The following is a 25,061-nucleotide window of genomic DNA, read 5'->3' as shown; positions in this document are numbered from 1 at the left end:
GATACCCGATTCTAATTTATATTCCACCTCCCAGTGCATGATAAAGTTTGATAATACTCTGTATGCGGTCAAAGCTGGTTTGCAACCGGTTTGTCTCTGCTTCAAGGAGTGACTGTTGGGTAGTTAATATTTCCAGATAGGTGGTACCGGAATGGCGCATCAACAGTTCCGTCTTTCGCACAGCTTCACGCAAGGTTTCAACCTGATGGGTGTTTATTTCAAATTGCGATTTTGCCGTCTGCCATGCGGTTAAGGCATCATTCACCTCTTTCCCCGCGTTCAGTAATGACTGTTGGTATAACAATCTGGCTTCTTCCTGACGGGTTTGAGCAATTTTCAAATTAGCGATATTTGTTCCACGGTTGAATAACGGCTGTGTCAGCGAAGCGATTGCATTGAACAGCCACTGTCCGGGATTGGTGATTACCCCGCCTCCATTGTTGGTCCAGCCCAATGTACCCGAAAGAGTGATATTGGGGTAGAAGGCCGAGCGGGCTACATTGGTGGCGTAGAACGCTTGAGCCAGTTCCATTTCAGCCCGACGAACATCAGGACGATTGGATAATAACAGCAAAGGAACTCCGACAGAGATTGTATCGGGGAAAGACGCTTCTGCCAAATCGCTCCGCTCAATCGAGTGCGACGGCATGGCAAGTATCGCCGACAAGGCGTTTTCTGTCTCAGAGATACTTTTGCATATAGCCAGTTGCGATGATTCCAGCTGCATCACGTTTGCCCTTGCCTGCAACACACCGGCATCATTCGCCTTGCCCACCTTTTTCAACGCTTCAAGTGTGCGCACGGTAGCCTGCCAGTTTTCCAAAGTCCGATGATTTATCACCTTTTGCGCATCAAGCAGGGCGAGGGTATAGTAACTGTCCGCTATCGTAGCGACAAGCTGTGTCTGTACGGCCTGCCGGTAGTCACGACTTCCTTGCAATGCGGCAACCGCACCACGCTTTGCTGCCGTAAGTTTGCCGAATAATTCAAGCTCCCAACTTGCGGACGCTCCCACATTGTACGCCTTTGCCGTAGCTCCGTCATATTTGTTTCCGCTGCCTTCCGCACTGATTCCCAATGAAGGGAGGTACGACAGTCTGGCTGTCATCAGGGCGGCTTCTGCCGCTTCCACTCGCAGGCGTGCCACATTGAGGTCGGTATTCTGCCGGAGTCCTGTCTCAATCAAAAACTGAAGTTTACGGTCGGTAAACATCTCCCGCCATGACATGGATGCAAGCGTTGTTGTATCAATGCCAGCCGGGATATTCCGGTACAGCTTCTCTGTCGGAATGTCAGCCCGATGATACCGGCTGTATGTGCCACAGCCGGTAAGCATCAAGGTTGATATGGTAAATAAGATGATCTTCTTCATTTAATTACGTTTAATCCGTTCTTGAATATATTGAAATGTGATGAACAGTGACGGTACGAGGAACAGCAGTGCCAGCGTACCTACTATCATACCTCCGATTACGCCCGTGGCGAGCGAGCGGCTGCCGTTGGCACCCACACCATGAGCCATCATCAGCGGAACGAGTCCGAACACCATAGACAATACGGTCATCAGGATGGGGCGCAGGCGAACCTTTGCCGCACTGTATGCCGCCTGCGCGAGGGTCATGCCTTCCGACCGCCGCTTGCCGGCATATTCGGTCAGCAGAATGGCTGTCTTGGCAAGCAGCCCGATAATCATAATCAGTCCGGTCTGCATGTAGATGTTGTTCTCCAGCCCGAACAGTCCCGCGAACAGGAAGCTGCCCATCAAACCGCAAGGCACGGACAGCAACACGGCAAACGGGATGAACACGCTTTCATAGAGGGCACACAGTATGAGGTATATCAAGACCATGCACAGCACGAATATCCACACGGCATTGTTCGTCGTATTGCTTTCTTCGCGCGACAACCCTCCCAACTCGTAGGTGTAACCTGACGGGAGAACGTGGTCGGCAGTTTCCCTTATGGCCTTCAATACCTGTCCCGAACTGTATCCTGTTGCCGGCGACCCGCTGATGGAAATGGCATTGAACATATTGAAGCGGGTCAGGTCCGACGGACCGTTGGTCTTGGTAAGACGGACAAAATGGCTCAACGGCGACATGGAGCCGTCGGAAGTACGGACATACATGCCGTCCAACGATTCGGTGTCCATGCGATATTCGGCAGGAGCCTGCATGGTGACATGGTACAGTTTTGAGAAGCGGTTGAAATTCGATACATATTCTCCCGAAAAATATCCCGAGAGTGTTGACAGGACATCGGAAGGAGACACACCGGACTGTTCGCATTTGGCAGCATCTATATCCACCCAGTATTGCGGATAATCAGCCGCGAACGATGAATAGACCTCACCGATCTCCGGTCTGCCCGACAACGCTTCCACAAACCGGTCGGTCACTTGGCTGAAGGCGGTTATGTCTCCGGCGTTTTTGTCCTGCAAGTACAGTTCAAAACCGTTGCCCATCCCATATCCGGCAATCATCGGGGGCGACATGGCGAATACGGTGGCATCGGGAATATCGGCGGTGGCGGCATAAATACGGCCTATTACATCGTTCACCGACTGCCCTTCCCCTTTGCGCTCGTCCCAATCCGTGAGAGTGAGAAAAGACATGGCCTGCGAAGGTCCCGAGCCACTGAAAGAAAAGCCTGCCACAGTACCGTTGTATTCAATCTCTGCGATACTGTCAAGACGGCTGTTTATACGTTTTAGGGTTTTGCCGGTCTGCGCCATGGATGTACCGGGTTTCGTGTTCATGCTGACCATGACCGTGCCTGTATCTTCTTCAGGAATAAGTCCGGTCTTGGTCGTATTGACAAAAAGCACCAACAGCCCGAACGATACCGCGATAGTGCCCCACAGCAGCCACCTGCGATGAATGACATATAGCACACCGCGCACATAACGACGGCTCAAACGGTCAAAAACCGCATTGAATGCCTTGCGGAAGCGTGCCGCGAAGTTGTTCTTCGTGTTCCCGTGCTCGTCAATGTAAGGCTTCAGCAGCAGGGCGCACAATGCCGGAGAAAGGGTGAAGGCATTGATGGCCGAAATGCCCACGGCAACCGCCATCGTGATACCGAACTGCGTATAGAACGCCCCTGAAGTACCGCCCATCATGCCCACAGGGAAGAACACCGCCATGAAAATAAGGGTGGAGGTCAGAATGGCCGACGACACGCCCTTCATGGCATCATCGGCGGCAAGCACCGGAGACTGATACCCCTCGTCGAACTTCGCCTGCACGGCTTCCACCACCACGATGGCATCGTCCACCACCGTGCCTATGGCAAGCACAAGGGCGAAAAGCGTAAGCAGGTTGATGGAAAAGCCTATCAGTGACATTACGGCAAACGTTCCGATGATGGACACGAAGATAGAAATCGTGGGAATCAGCGTGGACTTGATGTCCTGTAAGAACACATACACCACCACGATGACTAAAAGTATCGCCTCGATAAGCGTCCTGATGACAGAATGGATGGAGGCATTCAGGAACTTGTTGGTGTCGGTAAGCACCACAAACTCTGCCCCTTCGGGCAAATCGCGGCTGAGGTCATCGAGTACCTCGTGTATCTCATTGATGGTGCTTGATGCGTTCGAACCGGATTTCTGGTTTATCATCATCATGGCTGCCGGATGTCCGTTCACTTCGGATGAATAATTGTAATACTCATCGCCCAGCTCTATATCCGCGACCTCTTTCAATCGCAATACATCGCCGCCGGGCAGGGACTTGACCACCAGTTCGCCGAACTCTTCCGCAGTCGAGAGCCTGCCCCGGTATTTCATCGTGTACTCGTTTGCCCCGTCGGAGTTCTGTCCGAAAGAACCGGTGGCGGCCTCAATGTTCTGCCGTGCCAATACCGCCGAAATATCATCCGGGATAAGCCCGTACCCCGCCATCTTGTCCGGTTTGAGCCACAAACGCATACTGTAGTTCGAGCCGAACAGCTGTGCCTTTCCGACACCGCCTATACGTTTCACCCGTGGCTCGACATTGATTTTCATGTAATTGTTCAGGAAAGTCTGGTCGAAACGGTCGTCGGGTGAGTAAAGCGCGAAAGTCATCAGCTCGGCATTCTGCTGTTTCTCTGTCGTGACGCCGCTTTTGGTGGCTTCCGCCGGAAGCTGGCTTAACGCGCCATTCACACGGTTCTGCACGTTCACCGCCGCCATGTCCGCGTTGGCACCCTGCTTGAAATAGATGTTGATGGAAGCATCGCCCGTGTTGGATGCGGTAGAGGTCATGTAGATCATGTCCTCCACTCCGTTAATGGCTTCCTCAAGCGGGACGATTACCGCTTTCTGCACGGTTTCGGCATTCGCACCGGGATAGGTACAGAACACGTTGACAGTAGGCGGTGCAATGTCGGGATATTGCTCCACCGGGAGCACTTTGATGGCGATGAGTCCCATCAAGACAATCACCACGGAAATAACGCCCGAGAATACCGGGCGGTCTATGAAAAATCGTAGATTCATGGGGTTACGTTTTTAGGTGTAACAATCATTCCTTCCTTTACAAGTCCTACCCCTTCGGTGATGATGGTGTCGCCCACGGACACACCTTGCTTCACCACGAAGTGGTTACCATCGTTCAGACGGTCCACGGTCAGGTAGGCTGCTTCGGCCTTTCCGTTTCTGAGGCGGTAGGCGATAATCTTGTCCTGCAATTCCACGGTGGCGGTCTTGGGCAGCAGGATGGCATCCGCATCCACTCCTTGCAGGACGATATTGCCGATGGTGCCGCTCAGCAGCTCACGGTCGGGGTTGGGGAAGCGGGCTTTGATTTGCACCGCCCCGGTGGTGGCATTGACCACGCCACTGACAGTCTCTATGCGTCCCTTCCGTCCGTAGAACGTGCCGTCATTCAGTTGCAGGCCGACTTCCGGCATTTGGGAAATCATCTTGTCTATGGAACCGTATTGTGTCCTGAACTGACGCAGCTTGTTTTCGGAGACGGAGAAATAGGCGTACATTTCCGCATTGTCGGAAACTACCGTGAAGGGCTGCGTCATGCCGGGACTGACAAGTGCGCCGATGCGGAAAGGAAGCGTGCCTACCACTCCGTTGCTGGGACTTTTTATCTCGGTATAGGAGAGATTGTTGCGGGCATCCGTTTCCTGAGCCTTTGCCTGTTCGAGTTCGGCAAGTGCTACCGCCAGCCCGTTGCGGGCAAGAGAGAGTTCGTAATCGGATATGACTTTCTCATCAAACAAGGCTTGCTTGCCTTGCAGCTCGATCCGTGCCGTTTCCACTTTTGCCTGTGCTGCGCTGACGTTTGCCTGTGCGGTGCGCAAGGCTGCCTGATAGGGCACTTGGTCGATGACGGCAAGCACTTGTCCCGTCTTAACCTGCTCCCCTTCTTTCACACACAGGCGGGTGATACGGCCCGACACTTGGGGTACTATGTCCACATCCTGCCGCCCACGGATGGAGGCGGAATAACTTTCTTGAAATTCAACTGCCCGGGAAGAAACCACCATGACGGGCAATGTCTGTCTCATTTCCTGTTCCCTCTGTTCTTGTTTGCAGGCTGTCAATAATGCAGCCAGCAGGCTTGTTACCGTGATGCCGGCTATCCATGTTCTTCTATTCATCATCTGTTCTTATTGTTTTTCCATTCCTTATTCAATACCGCATAAATGCAGGTGTCCTCATACCGTGGTGTTCCATCGGGATGGCACACAAACGATATGAATTCCTTCATGCATCCTTCATATCTCATTCCGAGACGTTCGCACAATCTTTTCGACCGCAGGTTGTCATCCTCCACAAAGCCGTAGATGCGACGTGCGCCTGCTTCACGGAAAAGGTAATCCAGAAATTCCGTTGCCGCTTCATGCGCCAATCCCTTGCCCTCGAAGCGTTGGTTGAAATGCCAGCCCACGTTGAATGTGTCGGCTTCTTCACGCAATGCAAAAACATCACCGATTATGAAATCGTCTTCCTTCAGGCACACGGCATAGCGCAGCAACTCCTTTGGAGTATTGGATATATAAGCCAGTGCAGACTCTTCAGAGCACAAGCGTTCGCTCACGAAGCAGTTGACACGCGGATGGGAGAGGTATTCCAGCAAACCAACGGCATCCTTCTCCTGAAAATCTCTGATGATAAGGTGTTCTGTTTCAATAATCATAAGTCGCCAATTTTGGCTGCAAAGATATTCCATACCCAATTTGCCGACAACCGGCATGCAGTCGAAACGGAAAAAAACATTTATAAAACAGCTAAAATGGCTTCTGAAATGTCATTGTAAATGCTCTTTTCAAAGATGCACATCTTTGGGCAGTTAAGCCATGCTTCTTGATGCGTCACCTTCCTACAGATTACCAAAATCATACCCTGTTTTGGCAATCTACGTTCATTATGCAAGCATCGAATACAGTATAAATGATAGAACCATCTGTCTCGACACTCCTTTTATCTGTTTCAACTGCTGTTTTGTCTGTTTCATCCGGTTTCGACCTATCAAATGAAAAAGCAAAGTCGTACCTTTGCAACATGAAGTAACTTTGCAACCAAATATGATCAAAGAAAATGTAAAAATAATGAACTGGCGGAACGGCTTCCTGCTATCGCTCGTTTCCTATATCCTCTACCTTATTATATGGTTAATTCTTGATGACGAAACCGCCAACCAATTACCGGGAATGGCGACAGTCGATTATGTCGTCGATTTTTTGTTGTGTATGCTCTTTACCTACATATCCTTGGGGTTCTCTTACCTTGTTTTTAAGATTTTGCCGTTCAGAACATCTTATGTGTGGGTGATTGTCTATGCTTCCTGTCTTTTGACGCTGAATAACCTCGTTGCGTTCGGCATGACATCTCTGTTCAATCTTTTGTGGGATGAAACCGGCAACGGGCTTCTTGACGAACTGATCAACATGAAGGGGGCTTACACTTTTGCCATGATAGCCACTTTCATATCAAGCGTTTATGCCAACACATTCTTCCTCCAGTCATACATCAGGGCGCGCGATGAGAAGCAGGCTCTTGAAATGGCACTGATGAAGGAGAAGGAGATTGCCTTACAGTCGCAACTCAACTCGCTGAAGCTGCAAATTAATCCGCACTTCATGTTCAACAACTTCAACAACCTGCTGGAATTGATAGAGGAAGATACCAAACTTGCCGGCAAGTTCCTGAGTAACCTGTCGAAAGTGTACCGGTACATCATCACCAATCTGGACCGGAATCTGATTCCCGTCAGAGATGAGATAAAGTTCCTTGAATCATACTTGTATCTGATGCAGGTGCGCCACGTCGGAGGGGTCGTCACGAACATCAGCCTCGAACTGAAAGAATGCAAAGGATACCTTCCCCCGGCCGTGTTGCAACTTCTTGTGGAGAATGCAATAAAGCATAACGGTTTTTCGATGGAAAATCCGTTGTTTATTGACATCACGTTGTCTGACGACTATATCACAGTGCGCAACCTTAAATCTTCCTTGCTCTCAAAAATGGAATCGACCGGCTTGGGTCATAAAAACATAATAGAGCGTTATTCGTTGCTCTGCGATAAAAAAGTCAAGATAGAAAATGCCGAGAACTTCTATTCGGTGAGTTTGCCCATCATAAAAAAACAGTCCCTATGAAGATACTGATTCTTGAAGACGAACAGCGCAATGCCATGCGTCTCATTAGATTGCTGAACGACATTGATACGACGTTTATAATTGAAGGACCACTTACAAATATCAAAGAGGCGGTCGATTTTTTCCAATCAGGCAAAACAACAGACCTCATCCTTGCGGATATCCGCCTTACTGACGGCCTGAGTTTTGAAGCGCTTAAATATGCTCCGGCAACCGTTCCAATCATATTCACCACCGCATACGATGAATATGCGGTACAGGCTTTCAAGTTCAATAGCTTTGACTATCTTCTGAAGCCTTTGGATGCCGATGAACTTGAAGCTGCCATAGATAAAGCTACCAAAGCTGGCAAGAATTATGCTGACGAAAATCTCCGGCAGCTTTTCGATTCGTTGCAGAAGAACCAGTTCCGCTATCGGGAACGTTTCCTGTTGCCCTATCGTGACGGGTATAAGACCGTACGTGTTTCGGACATCAACCATATCGAAACCGAAAACAAGACGGTATACCTTCGTCTTAATAATGGAACTTCAGAAGTTGTCAATATGTCAATGGACGAACTCGAACAGCAACTCAATCCTGATTGCTTCTTCCGTGCCAACCGCCAATACATAATTAACATAGAATACGTATTGTTTCTTTCTAATTATTTCGGAGGGAAACTTATTGTCCGCTTAAAAGGGTATCCGAACACAAAAATAACCGTTAGTAAAGAGAAGGCTCAACGGCTAAAAGAGTGGATTGACAAATAGTCTCTGCCATGCTATGATAACATTTCTGTACTCACTTTCAGTTAGAAAAAACTGAATATCTCGCTACTCCATGAGGAACGCGCGGATATTCTTTATAATCGCTTGTTCCAGTTCGTATTCGGAATGTTCTTTCGAAAGGCCCACAAGGTCGAATGTATATTCGTCTTTCAGGGCAAGTATGGCCTGGTTCTTTATCTTCTCCGGCAAGGTCATGTCGAAGTTGCTCTGACCGAGCAGATAATTTTCGTAGGTCTTTGCTTCTATCTTGTTGATAAGTACATCTTTCGTCCAGCCGTATTTCTTGGTTGACAAGATGTAGAATTGCCGTTGTTGCATCTCTTTGCACTTGGTCAGAATGACGATGTGCTTCGACCAGCTAATTTCTCCAACTAACGGTTGGAGAATTTCATTCGACCGGTATTCGGTATAAAAACGGGCCATGTCCCACATGTTGGAAACACCGAATCCCTTTATACCCAGAAACTCCTTTTGTATGTACCGCGAAAGGTTCTCCATGACGGATTTTCCCCAGCCCAAGGCCGCTTGTTGTTCGGTAATCCGCCTGCCGATTTCCCAATACAGGGCGATCATCTCTTTGTTTACGGCCTTCAATGCCTCGTATTGGGGCGACCGGATGCGGGAGGTTATCTCGTTTCTGAAATCGAGATATTCGGGAGATAAGATGGGAGTATTCTTTTCAGTCATAGGTTATTCATTATAATCGGTTACAGGGGTAAGTTTTTCTTTTGATTATGCACAGGATTCCCTTGTCTTATCCCATCTTCTCCGGATTTCCGGTCTGTCGGCAGCATTCCCCGTTGTACGACGCTTTCTCCCTTTTCTATACCCGTTCCGTCCTTTCTCCCTTGTACGCATTTTCCTCCCTCTTTTAGCTGTCGGTTTCCGTGCCCAGCCTTGCAGCGACCTGCGGGGTATTATTTTTCCGCGAAGGTAACGGGCCGTTCCAATCTTGCCAATGCCGGCTGCGCCGCGAGTGAGGCGCAAAAATCTTCCTCTCCGTTGTCGAGCGTATTTTTTCGCTTCAGCCTTGTCCGATTGTCCCTGCCACCTTCAAGAGGCAGAAAAATAATCCCGGAGGCCGCAAACAGGCCGAATAAAGGGAAACAAACAAGGTTAAATTATGAGTTACAGCAAATTAAAATCACTGGTGGCAAACGTGGAAGCCATTGCAACGGCAATGAAAGTCCGTATCGACGACCGACAAGCCACTGACGAAGAGAAAGAGGTATTATCCCGATATTCCGGTTTCGGGGGGATTAAAGATGTATTGAATATAGGAACGGAGCATACCGTCAGCGATGATGTGGCCGAGCCTATCCGCAAGCTGCAGGACTTGATAGGCGCATATCCCTATTATGACGACGCCATGCGGCAAGCCGTCATCAACAGTATAAAATCCTCCGTCCTGACTGCTTTTTACACACCGAAATTCCTCGTGGACGCAGTAACCCGGCAGATACACGCTACATTCAAGGATAACTGCCTGCAAATGAGTACCTTTCTTGAACCCAGTGCGGGAATTGGCGGCTTTCTGCCCGTCTCCATGCCCGGCACTCGCAGCTACGCTTTTGAAAAAGATTGTCTTACGGGGCTTATCCTGTCGCTTCTGTATGACGAGGCGACCACGGTAACGGCAGGCTTCGAGACGATAGCCGACCAGCATCTGGAGCATGAGAGCTTCGATGTTATCGCCTCGAATATCCCGTTCGGCAATTTCCGGGTGTTCGATGCGGAAATGTGGAAGAAAGGCGGCATGTACGAACAGTCAGCCAAGACCATACACAACTACTTTTTTGTCAAGGCAATGGAACTGTTGAACGAGGGCGGACTGCTGGCGTTCGTTGCGCCGAGAGGAATTGCCGACACGCCGGGCAACAAGTTCGTGCGCGAGTACCTCGTCAATCATGCCGACCTCATAACGGCCTTACGGCTACCCGATACCCTTTTCATGCAGACGAGCGGCATAGAGGTAGGGAGCGACCTTTTGATATTCCAAAAGCACAGCCGCAAGGCGACGCTCTCGTTACGGGAGAAGATGTTTTTGCAGGTCTCCAAGGAAAAGGTCGACACGGCAGGAACGATGACCGACTATGCGAACAAAATCTTTACCCTCCCCAAGACCGCCCTTGCCACGGACAGTCGCATTGCGCTGAACCAGTTCGGTAAGTACGTCCGCAAATACCAGTGGTTAGGCGATGGAAACGCCATGTCCCAATACCTTTCCGCACTGCTCAAATACGATTTCGACCGCTATTTTCGCAAGGCTCTTTTTGCCAATCACGGCCAGGACAACACCCCCGTGCAGATGTCTCTTTTCGGCGAGCCGCAGACGGTCAAAGGCATACGTGCCTACACGGAGGACATGGAAACATGGATGAAGAACGGCGCAATGGTCGTTTTCGAGGGGCAGGTAGGTACGCTTCGGTTTCGTAAGTCGAGCCGTTACACGGAGACAGCCGTTGATTTCGTACCCGTGGACGAGGGCAAGGTAAATACGGACAGGGCCGCCGACTATTTCCCCATACGCAAGGTGTATTTCGAGCTGTCCGGCAGGGAACGGGAAGAACAAAAGGAGTGCTCGGAACTGCGTAAACAACTCAACACCCTATACGACGCTTTTATTGCCAAATGGGGATTTTTCCACGACAACGACAACAAGGAGTTTATCTTGCTCGACAGCCTCGGTACGGAGGTGTTCACGATAGAAATGCAGGTCGGCAGGGACATCTTCAAAGCCGACGTTATGCGTGAACCTGTAGCTTTCAAGAAGATAGACACCGCCGTAACGCTGTCCCCCGTGGAAGCCTTGGCAAGCAGCCTGAACTTTTACGGCAAGGTCGATATGGGCTACATGGCACAAGCCACGAACAAGGAGGAAGAAGAAATCATCGAAGCCCTGCAAGGGGAAATTTTCTACAATCCGGCCAATGGGGAATGGGAGCACAAAGGAAAGTTCCTCTCCGGAAACATCATCGCCAAGCAGGAAGAGACGCTTTCCTTTCTCCCGAATCTCGCAGGCAAGGAGAAAGAATGGGCCGAAGCGTCCGCAAAGGCACTGGAGAACACCATACCCGAACCGATACCCTATGAAGAACTCGACATCAACATGGGCGAGCGGTGGATAGATACGAAGCTGTACGCCGATTTCGCCTCCGACCTATTCGGAGTGGGTGCGGACGTGATGTATTTCGACGTGAACGATACCTACTTGATTCGGCTGCAGGGATATTCGCCCGTGGCATACAATACCTATTCCGTGCGCAATTACAACGGCGAGGACTTGTTTGTACACGCCCTGCACGATACCGTACCTGAGATAACGAAAGAGGAATACCGGAACGGCAGCAAAATACGTGTGCCGGACGAGGAAGCCATGCAGGAGGCCGCCGCCAAGATACAGGAAATTAGAGACCGTTTCAACCGGTGGCTTGACGATGAGCCTTTGGAAGTCCGGGACGAACTGGTAAGGACATACAACGAGCGCTTCAATTGTTACGTGCGTCCGCACTACGACGGCTCGGCGCAGACGTTCCCCGGCCTCTCTTTCGAGCTGTTCCCGTACAAAGAACTTTATCCCTCACAGAAAGACGCTATCTGGATGATTAAGCAGAACGGCGGCGGTATCTGCTGGCACGAGGTCGGCACGGGCAAGACGATGATTATGTGCGTGGCCGCATACGAAATGAAACGTCTCGGACTGGTGCAGAAACCCCTCATTATCGGGCTGAAAGCCAATGTACACGAGATTGCCGATACATTCCGAAAGGCATACCCCACGGCCAAGGTGCTCTATCCGGGCAAGGAAGATTTCACCCCCGCCAACCGCAAGGAAGTGTTTTCAAAAATCAAGAACAACAACTGGGATTGCATTATCCTGACACACGACCAGTTTAGCAAGATTCCGCAATCCGAAGAAACCATGTACGACATATTCTCGGAAGAACTGGCCGATGTGGAGCGCAGCCTCGAAGTGCTGGAGCAATCCACTATGCGTTACCGGAGCGGCAGGATGCAGAAAGGACTGGAAACCCGGAAACAGAACCTTGAAGCCAAGCTCGCCGAACTGCAGATGAAGATAGACCTCCGGAAAGACGATACCATCGATTTCCGTTCGATGGGCATAGACCACATTTTTGTAGACGAATGCCACTGCTATAAAAATTTGATGTTCCAGACACGCCACACGAGAGTAGCGGGCATCGGCAATGCGCAAGGCTCGCAAAGGGCGATGAACCTTTTGTTTGCCATTCGGGACATTCAACGCCGCACGGGAAAGGACTTGGGGGCTACGTTCCTGTCGGGTACGGTGGTCGTCAATGCGCTGACCGAACTGTACGTGATGTTCAAATATCTGCGTCCAAGGGAACTCAAACGGCAACAAGTAAGCTGTTTCGACGCTTGGGCGGCTATCTTCACGAAAAAGGCCGCCGACTACGAGCTGAACGTAACGGGTACGATAAAGCGCAAAGAGCGTTTCCGCACTTACATCAAAGTGCCGGAACTGGCGATGTTCCTGCGGGAGATTACCGACTATCGTACAGCCGATATGATAAACCTCGATGTGCCGGACAAAAACGTGCGTTTCCTTTCCCATGCACCCACTATCCAACAGGAGGAAATGATCGGGCGGCTCGTCGCCTTTGCGCACAGCGGACAATGGGAAGATTTGGGGTTGGATATTCCGCAGCCGGACAATCTCGACAAGGCAAAAATGCTTGTTGCTACCAACGTGGCCCGTAAGATGTCTCTTGATATGCGTCTGTTGGGCGATAAGTTTACTGATGACCCGAACAACAAGGCTTCGATTTGCGCAAGAACTATTTATGATTATTATGTAAGTTCAAATGCCAATCGTGGTACACAGTTCGTCTTCAGCGACCTTGCCACTTACAAGCCGAACGAGTGGAACATCTATAGCGACATCAAGGACAAGCTGGTGGCAATGGGGATTCCTGCCGATGAAATCCAGTTTATCCAGTACGCCAAGACCGAACGGGCGAGAAAGAAACTTTTTGCGGACATGAACAGTGGCAGGGTACGGGTGTTGTTCGGCTCTACCTCGATGTTGGGAACGGGAGTAAACGCCCAAGAAAGGGCCGTTGCGGTGCATCATCTGGAGATACCTTGGCGCCCCGCCGACATGGAGCAGCGCAACGGTCGTGCGGTACGCAAAGGCAACACCGTTAAGCTCTGGGGAAACAATACCGTGGACGTGGTGATTTACGGAACGGAAAAGACGCTCGACGCTTACAAATTTAACCTGTTGAAAACCAAGCAAATGTTCATCAACCAAATTAACAACGGTACGATTGCTGTGCGCCGTATCGACGAGGACGCTATGGACGAGGATAACGGCATGAATTTCGCCGAGTTCGTGGCTCTCCTGTCGGGAAATACCGACCTGTTGGAGAAAACGAAGCTCGACAACAAGATTATGCAGCTCGAAAAGGAACAGGCCATTTTCAAGAAAGACCGTATCAGGGCCGAGCGTAAGATTGCGGCCAACCGGGAAGACATGACAAAGGCCGAGAGTGCGGCGGCACGCATGACGCAGGACTGGGAATATATCACCTCTTACACCGGAGACCGGACGACCCGGCTGTTGAACCTCGCACAAGCCACGGCGGAAGAGACCGGACGGGAGCTGCACCGCATTTCCAAGACCTACCGCAACGGGGCAATCGGTACGATAGGCACGTATGCCGGATTGAACCTGTCGGTGTACAGCGAGTATGACATGGGCGGTACATTCTACCGCAACACGTTCCTCGTCGAGGGCGTAAGCGGACTGAAATACCGTTGTGGCATATCGGGAGCATTGCCTCTGGGCTTCGTGGAATCCTCCCGATACCCGCAAGCCGCCCTCGCCAAGCTGCCCGGCATGATTGAGGAACAACGGCAGAAGATAGCCAAGCTGGAGAGCGAGATACCCGCTTTGCAGGGAATCATCGCCCGCAAGTGGAGCAAGGCGGACGAGTTGGCAAGGCTCAAACAGGAGTGCAACGCTTTACAGCATCGGATCGACGAAAGCATGAAAGAGGCGGAACGCACGCAGTCCGCCCTTTCCGAACACGAGGCCACCGACAAAGCGGCATGACCATAATTCATAGATTTAACCTTTTCCCTCTGTTCGGTTACAACACCGGACAGGGGATTTTTTCACCTTCCGGTCTGCCACGGCCATACCCGGTTGTAACGGAATCTTCCCCTTGTACCTCCAGCCACTCCTTTTATACCACACACCTTGTCTTTTATAGGCAGGCTTTCGCTTCCCCCCCCTTTGTAGATTGAGATGCTATCACGAACCGACGACCGTAAAGCCCGACACTTTTTTCCGCAAAGTTGATTGCATCTCAAAACTTTGCCTCAAGGCCCATCTTCGATTTTCCTGATGAAAAATCTTCCTTCTCATTCCATTCCAAGAGTATTTTTCATGGAATCCTTGCTGCAAACCCCGTGATGCAAAGACGAGGCAGAAAAAAGAATCGAACTTTCCGGTAATCGCTCGAACCGGAGGGAAATAAAAAAAACTTAAAAACAAATTGAAACATGAAAAAAAATTCGCTTTTTGACAACTGGTTCGTTTACAACTATCAGAGATTGCGTAACATATTCGGACGTTACCTGCACGAGGACGCCTTTCACGACGCCTATTTGGCGATGAAACGGGAAGTCGTGATTTCGGAAATACCTGTCGAGAGCTTCGAGCCTTATTTTTTCGGCGTGTACAAAAAGTGCAGACTGAAATGTATTCACAAGGATAGTTGTTACTGTTTCCCCGACAACGAACATTTCTTTTTGCTCATGCAGGAAGAAGAAACACCGTCCGTCGAGGTGCTGGCAGCTTCCGACAAGCTGGTGTATGACATACTGCTGTTTGTGAAGAAGAAATATCCCCAAACGGACTACGAGCTTTTCAGACTGAAAGAGTACGAGGCGAAATGTTCATACAGACACCTTTCCGCCTATGCAGGCATTTCCGCAAGTGCGATACACCGGAGAATAAGCGATATAACCGACACTATCCGCAATCACGAAGGATTTTCCAAAAGGTACGCCCACGTAAGCATGTAATTTGTATAACCCGTAAATAATTCAAGAAAATGAAATTTGTAATTTACAACGTCGAGAATTGCCGGACAAGAGAAAACCGTGTAGGTAAAAGAAGCATAAGGTTCAACAGCGTTACCGGCAACATGTATCTATCCACCAAATTGGCAAAAGAAATGAATATCACAATGAACGACCGACTGGAGTTTGGCTGTGATGAAAACAACCCGAAAGAGTGGTTTCTGCACAAAACCACTGACAAGCGAGGTTTTCCGCTGCAGTTCAACAGGGGAGGAACACGTTTGAGGAATAAGTACATCTGTAAGACCATTTTGGATATAGCGAAGGTCAAGGAGAGCGCAACATTCTTGGTATCGAAAGACCCGGTAAAGACCGAGCTGGGGCCATTTTACAGAATAATACTTTCTTGCCCCATTCTCCCGAAGAACAAGCCCAAACTATAAGCCGATAACCTCTGTGGTCTGTCCGATGGGCGAAAGCCCTCCGGACGGATTGCGGGGCAACCGATACCTTTTATAGTACGATTACTCCTTTTTTACCTTCAGGCTGTTTCCCTATTATACGCCGGCTTTCCCAACCCCGTGAACCAGTGGAAAGTCTGTGCCGTAACAAGTCGTCAGGGAAAGGTACGGGAGGCCGTTCAAAACCGGCGGCAGCCCGGATCGTGCCGTTCCATGCCGGAGCTTCGACCTGTCGAAACAACACGGTATTCCACAGCCCGACCGGTCTTTATGCCGCTGGTTTCGGACTTTCCGCCTCTGTTCCGTATCTTTCCCTTGTGACCTGCCACGTCAAGGGCAAACGGTGATACTTCTTATTCGCTCCGCGCTTTCATTCCGCCCGGTCGAAATTCAGGCGTGGAGCGGATAAGGAGAATCCCTTTCATGTTTGCCCCGGCAGACCCTTGCCTGACCCGCCCAAGCCGGACCCTTTTCTACTTCGCTTCCCCTGCATTTATACAGGCAAAGCCGTACTCCCTTTTTACCATCATATTTACCGGTCTGTTCCGGTCTCCTCTCTGCCGGTATCGTCCGGTTTGCCAGATGCAAAGGTCGGCTGCCATGCTTGATCCGGCGGCTTGAAGTGCATTCCCCGCAAATTCTTCCTTTCCATGAAAGCGTAATTGGCCGGGAAACCCACCGTATGAAGCCCTGTCGGCAGCCGTGTTCCGCATCTGTAAAATCCCGGAACGGTTCAGACAGAGAGAAGAATCGAAAAAAGGGTAAAAAAGCAGATGTTTCACGGCATAAAAGACAAGTGATGGACAAGAAAAATTGTAAAACAGGCAAACGCATGAAAAGGCAGGTTGAAAAAATCCTGATGGTTATCAATGTCAAATGGGAAATCATAGATATTCTTCAAATAACCAATCGGCGTTTTATGTACAATCCGCAAACGGGAACTTTAATTTTAGGAGACGAAATCTACGGTAAAACCATTTGCAGTTCCCATTCACAAGAGTTCCATGCGTCAAGAGCAGAAGGCTGTTTCGATGATTATTTGCGCGGGTGGATTGGCACATCGAAAAGCTACCCTCACGGGATTATCCATTTTGCCCCCGCCGTCATCATGGAACAGTTCGACAGAGGGTTTGACGCATTACAAATGTTCGCCGGACTTGAAGGCGTAAACGGAGATACTATCGTCAGAGGGTTTTGTACTTTGCCAGAACAAAGGATGGGCGATTTGCTGCATTCCTCCCTTTGAGATACCGGTTCTGACAAAATAAGCTATGATAAGGTATCGTGCCTATGACAACATCGTCGGTGAAGGGCACGATACCCGTTTGTAAATTACCGCAACTCCGTTGGCGGTTTCCTTTTATACCTCTCTCTTTTCCTCTGCTCTTATACTTGGGCGAAGCCCTCTTCCCTTTATATCAATTATATGTATAACCTCTACGGTCTCCTCTCTGCCGTCACCGTCCGATTTTTCAGATGCAAAGGTAGGCTGCCGCGCTTGATCCGGCGGCTTGAAGTGTATTTCTTGCAAATTCTTCCTTCTACGAAGAGTAATTGGCAAGAAAAGCCGTCGTATGAAGCTGTACCGGCAGCCGGGTACCGCATCTATAAAATCCCGGAACGGTTCAGGCAGAGAAAGGAACCGAAAAGAGGGAAAAAATAAACAGTTAGGTAACGGCAGGACCAACCACCTTGCCACAAACAATTTTCTATTATGTTACATGTTCACACTATCGGACGCATCGGCAAAGATTGCCAAGTAATTTCAGGAGCACACGGCTCATTCATGGCTATGGACATAGCCGTTGACGATTATTCAAAGGGGCAAAACATCACCACTTGGATAAGGGTACGCAGCAACAAGGACAACCATATCCGCTTGTCCGAATATCTGACGAAAGGGAGACTCATACTTGTTGACGGCACGCTGTCATCTTCCCTGTGGAAAGACAAGAACGGCGAGAGCCAGATACAGCTCTCCATCACGGCAGAGAGTATTGCCTTTATCAATACCGGAAGGCGGGAAGGCGCGGCAGCCGGAGAGGACAATGCAGTAAGCGGAGCAGACGGCGCACCCGTTCCTCCTGCAGATTTCCCGCAGGACGAAAAGGAGGATTTGCCTTTCTGATAAGAGAGTAAACCTTTGAAAATAAGCGAATACTAAATGTAGTATATCCTATATGTAGTAGATTAGTAAGCCACTCGTCTGCGAATGTAGGATATACTACTCTTAGTCAAACTTTATTTTAGTATAGTAGTAAATACTAAAATACTACACTGCTAAAACAATAGTTTTTAGTGAATTAGTATATACTAATTTTAGTATTTACGAAAAATAGTATTAACTTTGCAAGTGGAATAAAAGAGTGAAACGATGACAAAAATAATTGCGGTCTTGAACCATAAGGGAGGGGTCGGAAAGACGACCACCACCATCAATCTGGCTGCGGCCCTGCAGCAAAAGAAAAAGCGCGTGCTGGCTATCGACATGGACGGTCAGGCGAACCTTACGGAATCCTTCGGCCTCTCCATTGAGGAAGAACAGACGGTGTACGGGGCGATGAAAGGCAAATACCCCTTGCCATTAGTTGAAACGGCAGGAGGTGTAACCGTCGTACCGTCCTGCCTCGACCTCTCGGCTGCCGAGGCAGAACTCATCAACGAGCCGGGACGGGAACTGATATTGAACGGCCTGATTGGCAAGTTGCTCGAAAACCGGAAATTCGATTATATCCTTATCGACTGTCCGCCCTCGTTGGGGTTGCTGACGCTGAACGCCCTTACCGCCGCAGACTACCTGATTATCCCGGTACAGGCACAATTCCTCGCCATGCGCGGCATGGCCAAGATCATGAATGTGATTGCCACCGTCCAGGAACGCCTGAATCCGAAACTCGCTATTGGTGGCATTGTAATTACCCAGTTCGACAAACGCAAGACACTGAACAAAAGTGTGGCCGAACTCGTCAAGGATTCATTCTGCGAAAAGGTGTTCAAGACCGTTATACGGGATAACGTATCTTTGGCCGAAGCTCCCATAAAGGGCAAGAACATCTTCGAGTATAGCAGGAACAGCAACGGAGCCAAGGACTACATGGCACTGGCGCAAGAGGTACTGAAATTAAAATAATCCCGATATGAGCAAGAGCGATTTACTGAAAGACAGCATGAAAGGCGGACTGGACGGGTTGCTGTCACCTACGAAAAAGACTACCGGCGGAAAACAGCCGGTAGCAGCCCCCACGGAAAAAGAAACGGCGGTTCATTGCAACTTCGTCATCAACAAAAGCATTCATACCCGTATGAAATTCCTCGCCATCAAGAAGAACATGTCGCTGAAAGACATCGTGAACGAGGCAATGAAAGAGTATCTGGAGAAGAACGAACAATAAACACAGGCATGGCTACCGCGTCTGCCCACCCCGGAGACGGCAGCCATGCGTCCTTTTTTATCCGCCCGCTGTTTCCATAGGGCGCATTCCTCCTTTATAGTCTTACCATCTTTCTCTTTTTTACCTGCCCGCAAGTACAGGCACATGGCCCGTTTTATCCCTATTCTAACCCTGACGGGCATATCCCTTTTCTACCGATTCCCTTACCGCTTTCCCGGCTTCATTCTCTGCCGTCACCGTTGTGTTTTATCAGATGCAAAGGTCCGCTGTCGCGCTTGATACGGCGGCTTGAAGTGTATTTCCTGCAAATTCTTCCTTTCTGCGAAAGAGTAATTGGCAGGAAAAGCCGTCGTATGAAGCTGTACCGACAGCCGTGTACCGCATCCGTAAAACCTCAAAGCGGTTCAGGCAGAGAAAGGAACCGAAAGGAGGGAAAAGAAAAACAATTATTAAAATTTAACAAATGAAGACATTAGAAGAATTATTGCAAGAACTGGGCTGCGAAGGTAGCGCATTCGACAGTACCGGAGAATTTACAAAAGCGGGAGAAAAGGCGTATGAACGCTTGGAGCACTTGCTGTATGACATAGAAAGTCTTACAGGCAAAAAGGTGACACCCATAATTGAGGAACTTGACAGAATATGCAACGAGAACTATTAAAATTCAAGAATATGGACATTAAAGAAAGCAAAGAATACCGCCTCGCCAAAGACTGGGAAATGGCGGTAAACAGTTTCAGTTTCAACCCCGAACGGTTCGCGGCGGCAATCCCGGACATGCACCCGACGCTTCAGCAAAGCCTGTACCGCCTGATTAAGGCGTGTATCAAGGTCATGGCGGACGAAACACGCCGTTACGATGACCGGAACCGGGCATCGCACGAGGAAGCGAAGCATATCATGGAATACCTCAATGAACACGGAAAAAATGTACCATTAATATAAAAACGACGATATGAAAACAACTAAGATTCAATTCAACGGCAGGTCTTATTACTCCCGCATCGTGGAATCTGTCGATGGCGAAGAATTGCTTATCGGTTCGACAATCCTGCTCGATGCCTTGCAGCCCGGCAGTTTCAATGACGAGAACGAAGGTTTTGCCAGTAAAGAAGCCGAAAGGATTTATGACGAGATTTTCTTCTTTACCGACGAGAGAACGCTTCAGCTTCCCGAAAACGAGTTGATAGCCGAACTCAAAAAGGATAACCCCGATTGGTTCGAGTAAATCATGGAATAATAATTTATAAACTTAGAATTATGGAAAAAGAATATGTAATGCAGGTCGCACAGACCATTAAGGAACAGTTAGTAGCGTTAACCCCCATGACCGTCCTCATGTCGTGGGGTATCAAAGAGTTTGCCGCCACCCTATACAGGGATTTGCCGGCACTCCGCATTAAGGTGAACGGACGGCTGCACGCAGGGTACGTCATCGTCGCACTCAACGGATCGGATTATTACGAGGTCTATCTTGTGAAAGGAATGGAGGTGGAATGTGTGAACGAAGAGGTTTGTTTCGACGAGTTGGGAGACGTTATCGACCGGGCTATCGAGAGCGGCACGGACAAAGCCGAGTACGATAAATTCTGCGAACAGGAGCGACAGAATTTATATGTAACTGTTGTCACTGTCTGATTCCTCTTTTTAGGGGATGAAAGCCGTGCCTTTCGGAAAACGAGCAGGGTACGGCTTTTCTATGTATAATGCAGAAACGAATAAAAACCTGCCGTTTATAAAACGGATTACCTACGTGTTACAGTACCTTACCTCTTATTGTAAAAAGGTTTGTTTTATCTTTTGGCCGGCAGATTGTTTTTCACTTCAAGATGTCGTTTCTTTATCTGTCTACTGCCTTTTTACTTGCAGCTCTATTTACGACCAGAATGCTCGCTTCATATAAAACCCACATCGGCAATGTGACCAATGACAACGTGAACACGTCCGAAGTCGGCGTGATGACAGCCGCAACGATAAGGATAATCACTATAGCGTGCTTCCGGTAACGTCGCATGAAATCGGCGGTGAGAAACCCCAATTTGGCAAACAGCCATGATAAAATCGGAATCTCGAACACGATACCCATTGTCAGGCACATCAGCACGAGGGTCGAAATGTAGGATTGCAAGACGATCATGTTCTCCACTTCACCGCTGACCTGATAGGTTCCAAGGAAACGGAATGTCAGCGGGAAAATAAGAAAGTAGCTGACCGCCACACCCATCAGGAACATTGCATAGCCGCCTCCGACTATCCGCACGGCATATTTCCGCTCGCAGGCATACAGGGCAGGCGACACGAACCGGAACAACTGGTAAAGGATATAGGGCGACGCGCACAGGACACCCGCGCATAATGCCGTCTTCATGTGGATGACGAACTGCCCGGCCAGTCCCGTGTTGATGAGCTGCACGGCAAAACTCCCGGTCTCGCCGCCGGCCCATGCTGCAATCCGGTTGAAAAGACGGTACGTGATGAAGCCGTCGTTTTTCGGGGCAAGGATAACGGCAAAAAGTTTTTCCTTAAAACAAAAGGCGGCGATACCGAACACGACGGCCACGGCGACGATTTTAACAATCGCCGTCCGCAGCACGTCCAAGTGCTCCCAAAAGCTCAAGCCGTCCGTTTTGTCTTCCTTTGCCATGTCACTCCTCTTTCTTGTCGGTATTTTCGGGACTGATTTCTTTCTCCATGCCGTTCATACCTTCCTTGAATGAACGGACACCTTTGCCGATGCCTTTCATCAGTTCGGGAATTTTGCGTCCTCCGAAGAACAGCAGGACGACTAATGCAATCAGCAGCACTTCCTGCATACCGATGCCTCCGATAAATAATGGTATCATATGAAAATTGTTAAAGGTTGTTCGATTAACTCAATAGTCGTTTTCAGTCATCGTTCCGCCGGCTATTCCCGCCATTTTCAGAAAGTTCCTTCGTCCATGACTCCGCCTTCTCAATCCAGTCCTTTCTCATGTAACCATCTCGACAGGTGATCGGCCACCTCCACGTTGTTCAAATCGGAGAAGGGAAAATGGGTGTTGCCCTTCAAACCTATCTCCGGCAGATGAATGACCGTGACATCGCCGCCGTGTTCGTTGAGCAAGGCAGCCCATTTGCGCATCAGATGCAGGCGTCGTGTCCATTCGTACAGTTCCGGCCGTTCGTCGGTTTCCGGCAGATTGTCGCCATAGTAGATGATGATAGGGATTTTCGTGAACTGCAGAAATTCTTCCATCGGCACTTCCACGCCTTCGGTCTTCTTCGACAGGGTTAGTACTTTCCCTTCCTCCGGCATCTGCCCTTCGGGAAAAGGCACGTTTGTTCCCGGCTCGTAGGCGACGATGGCACGGATGTTCCTTGTCTGCGGCAGTGTAAGCCATCCGACACCTCCGCCCTGCGAATGGGTGACGAAGACAGCCGGACCTATCCTGTCGAACAGTGCGGCATACGCCTTGGCGTAGACATCCAGATCGGGAGGGCCGAGAGTTGGCGTCATCTGACGGAAATACTGGTTCAGAGCCTCCTTGTCGCGGCTGAACTGCACGCCCTCGAAATAATCGGGCCAGATGCCCACGCGGAAACGGTTGAACCACGTCTCCTCGTCGAAGACGGGGGTAACGGTTGCGGGTGTCGTGCTCCGCCCCGCGTTTCCCCGGCGGGGCTGGTCGACGAGATAAGTCTGGAAACCGCGGCGCAGGAAAATATTCTGGAACCCCTCGCGGCCGTCCGGCGTAGTTTCCCATGTCTTGGAAAACTGCCCCACGCCGTGGGCGAAGACAAGCGGGTATTTCCGGGCATCGACGGGTTTCTGATAGAACACGTAGGCGTGGTCGCCGTGATAGGTGCGCCCCAGTGAATCGGTGAGCACCGTGCCGCCCACGGCGAAACTGCCCTGTTCCTCGATTTGCATGATATTCCCGTTGCGTGCGTTGCAACCCGACAGCAAGGCGGCGGCCATCATATAAAAGACAACCTTTCTCATACGCCCTTCCTATTTCTGGATTTTCGATTCCTGCAAAGCGTCATAGCGGCTTCCCACGACCGGAATTGCGGCCACGGCCTTTTCCAGCTCGGTCACTTCTTCCGACGTGAACACTATGTCGCAGGCCCGCAGGTTCTCTTCGAGGTGCGAGAGCTTGGTCGTGCCGGGAATAGGAACGATAAAAGGCCTCCTGTTCAGCAGCCATGCCAATGCCACCTGCGCCGTGGTAATGCCTCTCGTCCGTCCGAAAGCGTTCAGTACCTCCACGATACGCGTGTTGGCACGGATGGCTTCGGGCTGGAAACGCGGAAGCGTCTGGCGGTTGTCGTTGGCGGTGTCGAACCGGGTGTACTCGTTTATCATGCCGCCGAGGAAACCACGGTTCAGCGGGCTGTACGGCACGAAACCGATACCCAGTTCCTCGCAAAGCGCCAGCACGCCGTTTTCTTCCACCGCGCGGTGCATGAAGTGATACTCGCTCTGTATGGCCGTAACCGGACATACCTTGTGCGCCCGGCGGATGGTTTCAGCATTGACCTCGCACATGCCCCAGTGCAGTATCTTTCCCTCCCGGATAAGCTCGCCGCATGTTTCGGCTACGACCTCGATGGGCGTCGCAGGGTCGACGCGATGCTGGTAGAATATGCCGAGCGTCTCCACGCCGAGATTGCGCAGGGAGTTCTCGCATACGCGCCGGATGTTTGTCGGGGTGCTGTCCTCTTCGGTCTTCACCTGCACGCCGTTCACGAACTTGTGCCCGAATTTGGAAGAGACGAACACGCGGTCGGTATAGCCTTTCAGGGCTTCGCCTACCAGTTTTTCATTCTTGTGGTAGCCATAGCTTTCAGCCGTATCGAATAAGGTTACACCCCGTTCTATCGCTTCGTGAATCAACCGGATGCAGGTCTTTTCATCGGGAGACTGGCTGCGGTGATGGTTCAGCCCCATGCAGCCGAAGCCCATCGCCGAAATGGTAAAGGCTGCCTTGCCGCTGCTCAAGGTACGCTGTGCGCGGACTGCTGCCATTCCTGCTGGAATGGTTGCTGCCGATACTGACGATTTACCTGTAATGGCTTTTTCCGCGGCCGTTACTTTCTCCAATGCCGGCGCGATGCAGATGGCCGCGCCTGCCAATGCGGTTCGTTTCAGGAACCCGCGACGACTGATGCCGTTCTCTTGAATCTGTTCTTTTTTCATGTCGTTATCTGTTTGATTATCTTTCTGATTGCAAAATTAGATAGGGGAATTAAGAGCCTGTGTATCAATTTCACGGATAGAATTACCAATTTCAACGGGCCGGTAAGAACGATGCCGGTATACCAGTAAAATTGGTATCCAAAACGATGATTTCGGTATATGCCGTACCATCGGGAATCCGTATCTTTGCTTTTAATTAAAAGCAGAATGAAAAGCTATCACAGAAAAATAGCTATATTTGCAATGACTTAAAAAAGAGGAAATTATGAGTGAAATAATGAAGGTTGATACAGTCCAGCAGTACAACGACTATTTTGGCGTGGAGACCCTGCACCCGTTGGTCAGCGTTATTGAAGGCAGTAAAGGGAAGCCTCTCCGGTTCGGGAAAAAACTGTATAACATCTATGCTATTCTATTGAAAGATGCGAACTGTGGAAATCTTAAATATGGAAACACTACTGTCCAAAGAAATTTTCTCAGACATGATTTAAATTAGTTTATATTAATGCATTACGCGAATAAAATTTTTCCGGGATTTGATTTTATACTTTTGCAAATAGTATTGCAAGAGATAGAAATC

The 25,061-nt window shown here is 49.9% G+C and carries 24 protein-coding genes and 2 pseudogenes; 14 read left to right on the top strand and 12 right to left on the bottom strand.

Features of this window, described 5'->3' with window-relative positions:
• Nucleotides 1-16: 16 nt before the first annotated feature.
• From C1A09_RS07265 to C1A09_RS07250, 4 genes are read right to left on the bottom strand one after another with little or no spacing between them, the layout of a single operon-like run.
• A complete protein-coding gene (locus C1A09_RS07265) occupies nt 17-1,372 on the bottom strand; it encodes an efflux transporter outer membrane subunit (RefSeq protein WP_007569361.1) in 1,356 nt (451 codons plus the stop codon).
• Nucleotides 1,373-4,486, bottom strand: coding sequence for an efflux RND transporter permease subunit (locus C1A09_RS07260; protein WP_007569360.1), 3,114 nt, complete (start codon nt 4,484-4,486; stop codon nt 1,373-1,375). It abuts the gene before it with no gap.
• Nucleotides 4,483-5,607, bottom strand: a complete 1,125-nt coding sequence (locus C1A09_RS07255) for an efflux RND transporter periplasmic adaptor subunit (protein ID WP_007569358.1) — start codon at nt 5,605-5,607, stop codon at nt 4,483-4,485. The genes C1A09_RS07260 and C1A09_RS07255 overlap by 4 nt, the downstream gene beginning before the upstream one ends.
• Nucleotides 5,604-6,143, bottom strand: coding sequence for a GNAT family N-acetyltransferase (locus C1A09_RS07250; RefSeq protein ID WP_171059046.1), 540 nt, complete (start codon nt 6,141-6,143; stop codon nt 5,604-5,606). Before C1A09_RS07250 ends, C1A09_RS07255 begins: the two co-directional genes overlap by 4 nt.
• 412 nt (nt 6,144-6,555) lie before the next feature.
• Between C1A09_RS07250 and C1A09_RS07245 the strand changes: the two genes are divergently transcribed.
• Nucleotides 6,556-7,605 carry a sensor histidine kinase gene (locus tag C1A09_RS07245; RefSeq protein ID WP_226794729.1) on the top strand — a complete coding sequence of 350 codons (1,050 nt, stop codon included), beginning with the start codon at nt 6,556-6,558 and terminating at the stop codon, nt 7,603-7,605.
• Nucleotides 7,602-8,357 carry a LytR/AlgR family response regulator transcription factor gene (locus C1A09_RS07240; protein ID WP_007569354.1) on the top strand — a complete coding sequence of 252 codons (756 nt, stop codon included), beginning with the start codon at nt 7,602-7,604 and terminating at the stop codon, nt 8,355-8,357. Before C1A09_RS07245 ends, C1A09_RS07240 begins: the two co-directional genes overlap by 4 nt.
• A 66-nt stretch (nt 8,358-8,423) precedes the next feature.
• On the opposite strand, the pseudogene C1A09_RS07235 reads toward C1A09_RS07240, so the two are convergent.
• Nucleotides 8,424-9,062 (bottom strand): annotated as a pseudogene (locus C1A09_RS07235) (DUF1016 N-terminal domain-containing protein); the annotation flags it as partial.
• A gap of 436 nt (nt 9,063-9,498) precedes the next feature.
• Between C1A09_RS07235 and C1A09_RS07230 the strand changes: the two are divergent.
• From C1A09_RS07230 to C1A09_RS07220, 3 genes are all read left to right on the top strand, one after another.
• Nucleotides 9,499-14,475 (top strand): helicase-like domain-containing protein, encoded by a 4,977-nt coding sequence (locus C1A09_RS07230; RefSeq protein ID WP_007569351.1) that lies wholly within the window; start codon nt 9,499-9,501, stop codon nt 14,473-14,475.
• Between the two features lie 452 nt (nt 14,476-14,927).
• Complete coding sequence (locus C1A09_RS07225; RefSeq protein WP_007569350.1) at nt 14,928-15,452, top strand: hypothetical protein; 525 nt, start codon at nt 14,928-14,930, stop codon at nt 15,450-15,452.
• A gap of 29 nt (nt 15,453-15,481) precedes the next feature.
• Complete coding sequence (locus C1A09_RS07220; protein ID WP_007569349.1) at nt 15,482-15,892, top strand: hypothetical protein; 411 nt, start codon at nt 15,482-15,484, stop codon at nt 15,890-15,892.
• Between the two features lie 70 nt (nt 15,893-15,962).
• Here C1A09_RS07220 and C1A09_RS16310 read toward each other — a convergent pair whose 3' ends face one another.
• Entirely contained in the window at nt 15,963-16,151 is a 189-nt protein-coding gene (locus C1A09_RS16310) for a hypothetical protein (RefSeq protein ID WP_165860086.1), read from the bottom strand.
• A gap of 232 nt (nt 16,152-16,383) precedes the next feature.
• The gene (locus C1A09_RS07210; protein ID WP_171059048.1) at nt 16,384-16,692 is read right to left on the bottom strand and encodes a hypothetical protein; all 309 of its coding nucleotides are present in this window, start codon (nt 16,690-16,692) and stop codon (nt 16,384-16,386) included.
• Nucleotides 16,693-16,709: 17 nt separating this feature from the next.
• On the opposite strand from C1A09_RS07210, the gene C1A09_RS07205 reads away from it, so the two are divergent.
• The 8 genes from C1A09_RS07205 to C1A09_RS07165 all read left to right on the top strand — a co-directional run bounded on the left by C1A09_RS07205 (nt 16,710) and on the right by C1A09_RS07165 (nt 20,940).
• Nucleotides 16,710-17,156, top strand: coding sequence for a hypothetical protein (locus tag C1A09_RS07205; RefSeq protein ID WP_007569346.1), 447 nt, complete (start codon nt 16,710-16,712; stop codon nt 17,154-17,156).
• A 468-nt stretch (nt 17,157-17,624) separates the two neighbouring features.
• Complete coding sequence (locus C1A09_RS07200) at nt 17,625-18,038, top strand: single-stranded DNA-binding protein (protein ID WP_007569341.1); 414 nt, start codon at nt 17,625-17,627, stop codon at nt 18,036-18,038.
• A gap of 246 nt (nt 18,039-18,284) precedes the next feature.
• Complete coding sequence (locus C1A09_RS07195; protein WP_007569340.1) at nt 18,285-19,040, top strand: ParA family protein; 756 nt, start codon at nt 18,285-18,287, stop codon at nt 19,038-19,040.
• Between the two features lie 7 nt (nt 19,041-19,047).
• Nucleotides 19,048-19,302 carry a plasmid partition protein ParG gene (locus C1A09_RS07190; RefSeq protein WP_007569339.1) on the top strand — a complete coding sequence of 85 codons (255 nt, stop codon included), beginning with the start codon at nt 19,048-19,050 and terminating at the stop codon, nt 19,300-19,302.
• Nucleotides 19,303-19,765: 463 nt separating this feature from the next.
• The gene (locus C1A09_RS07180; RefSeq protein WP_007569317.1) at nt 19,766-19,963 is read left to right on the top strand and encodes a hypothetical protein; all 198 of its coding nucleotides are present in this window, start codon (nt 19,766-19,768) and stop codon (nt 19,961-19,963) included.
• Nucleotides 19,945-20,247: a hypothetical protein gene (locus C1A09_RS07175; RefSeq protein ID WP_007569314.1), complete on the top strand. Its 303-nt coding sequence runs from the start codon at nt 19,945-19,947 to the stop codon at nt 20,245-20,247. The genes C1A09_RS07180 and C1A09_RS07175 overlap by 19 nt, the downstream gene beginning before the upstream one ends.
• Before the next feature lie 10 nt (nt 20,248-20,257).
• On the top strand, nt 20,258-20,530 hold the full coding sequence (locus C1A09_RS07170) for a hypothetical protein (protein WP_007569311.1): 273 nt from the start codon (nt 20,258-20,260) through the stop codon (nt 20,528-20,530).
• Between the two features lie 32 nt (nt 20,531-20,562).
• A complete protein-coding gene (locus C1A09_RS07165; RefSeq protein ID WP_007569310.1) occupies nt 20,563-20,940 on the top strand; it encodes a hypothetical protein in 378 nt (125 codons plus the stop codon).
• 202 nt (nt 20,941-21,142) lie between these two features.
• Here C1A09_RS07165 and tatC read toward each other — a convergent pair whose 3' ends face one another.
• Genes tatC through C1A09_RS07140 form a run of 5 tightly spaced genes read right to left on the bottom strand, consistent with a single transcriptional unit; the run spans nt 21,143 to nt 24,481 of the window.
• Nucleotides 21,143-21,946: a twin-arginine translocase subunit TatC gene (gene tatC / locus C1A09_RS07160; protein WP_007569307.1), complete on the bottom strand. Its 804-nt coding sequence runs from the start codon at nt 21,944-21,946 to the stop codon at nt 21,143-21,145.
• A gap of 1 nt (nt 21,947) precedes the next feature.
• Complete coding sequence (tatA, locus tag C1A09_RS07155) at nt 21,948-22,145, bottom strand: twin-arginine translocase TatA/TatE family subunit (protein ID WP_007569305.1); 198 nt, start codon at nt 22,143-22,145, stop codon at nt 21,948-21,950.
• Between the two features lie 30 nt (nt 22,146-22,175).
• Nucleotides 22,176-22,259 (bottom strand): twin-arginine translocation signal domain-containing protein, encoded by an 84-nt coding sequence (locus tag C1A09_RS16720; protein ID WP_080783879.1) that lies wholly within the window; start codon nt 22,257-22,259, stop codon nt 22,176-22,178.
• A complete protein-coding gene (locus C1A09_RS07145) occupies nt 22,256-23,284 on the bottom strand; it encodes an alpha/beta hydrolase (protein ID WP_007569304.1) in 1,029 nt (342 codons plus the stop codon). The genes C1A09_RS16720 and C1A09_RS07145 overlap by 4 nt, the downstream gene beginning before the upstream one ends.
• Before the next feature lie 9 nt (nt 23,285-23,293).
• Nucleotides 23,294-24,481 (bottom strand): aldo/keto reductase, encoded by a 1,188-nt coding sequence (locus C1A09_RS07140; RefSeq protein WP_007569302.1) that lies wholly within the window; start codon nt 24,479-24,481, stop codon nt 23,294-23,296.
• A gap of 265 nt (nt 24,482-24,746) precedes the next feature.
• Here C1A09_RS07140 and C1A09_RS07135 point away from each other — a divergent pair.
• Nucleotides 24,747-24,938, top strand: a pseudogene (locus C1A09_RS07135) (AraC family transcriptional regulator); the annotation flags it as partial.
• Nucleotides 24,939-25,061 lie beyond the last annotated feature (123 nt).

Origin of the sequence: Bacteroides cutis (assembly GCF_900241005.1) — a bacterium.
GTDB classification, from domain to species: domain Bacteria; phylum Bacteroidota; class Bacteroidia; order Bacteroidales; family Bacteroidaceae; genus Bacteroides; species Bacteroides cutis.
This window is presented reverse-complemented; position numbering and strand designations above follow the sequence as displayed.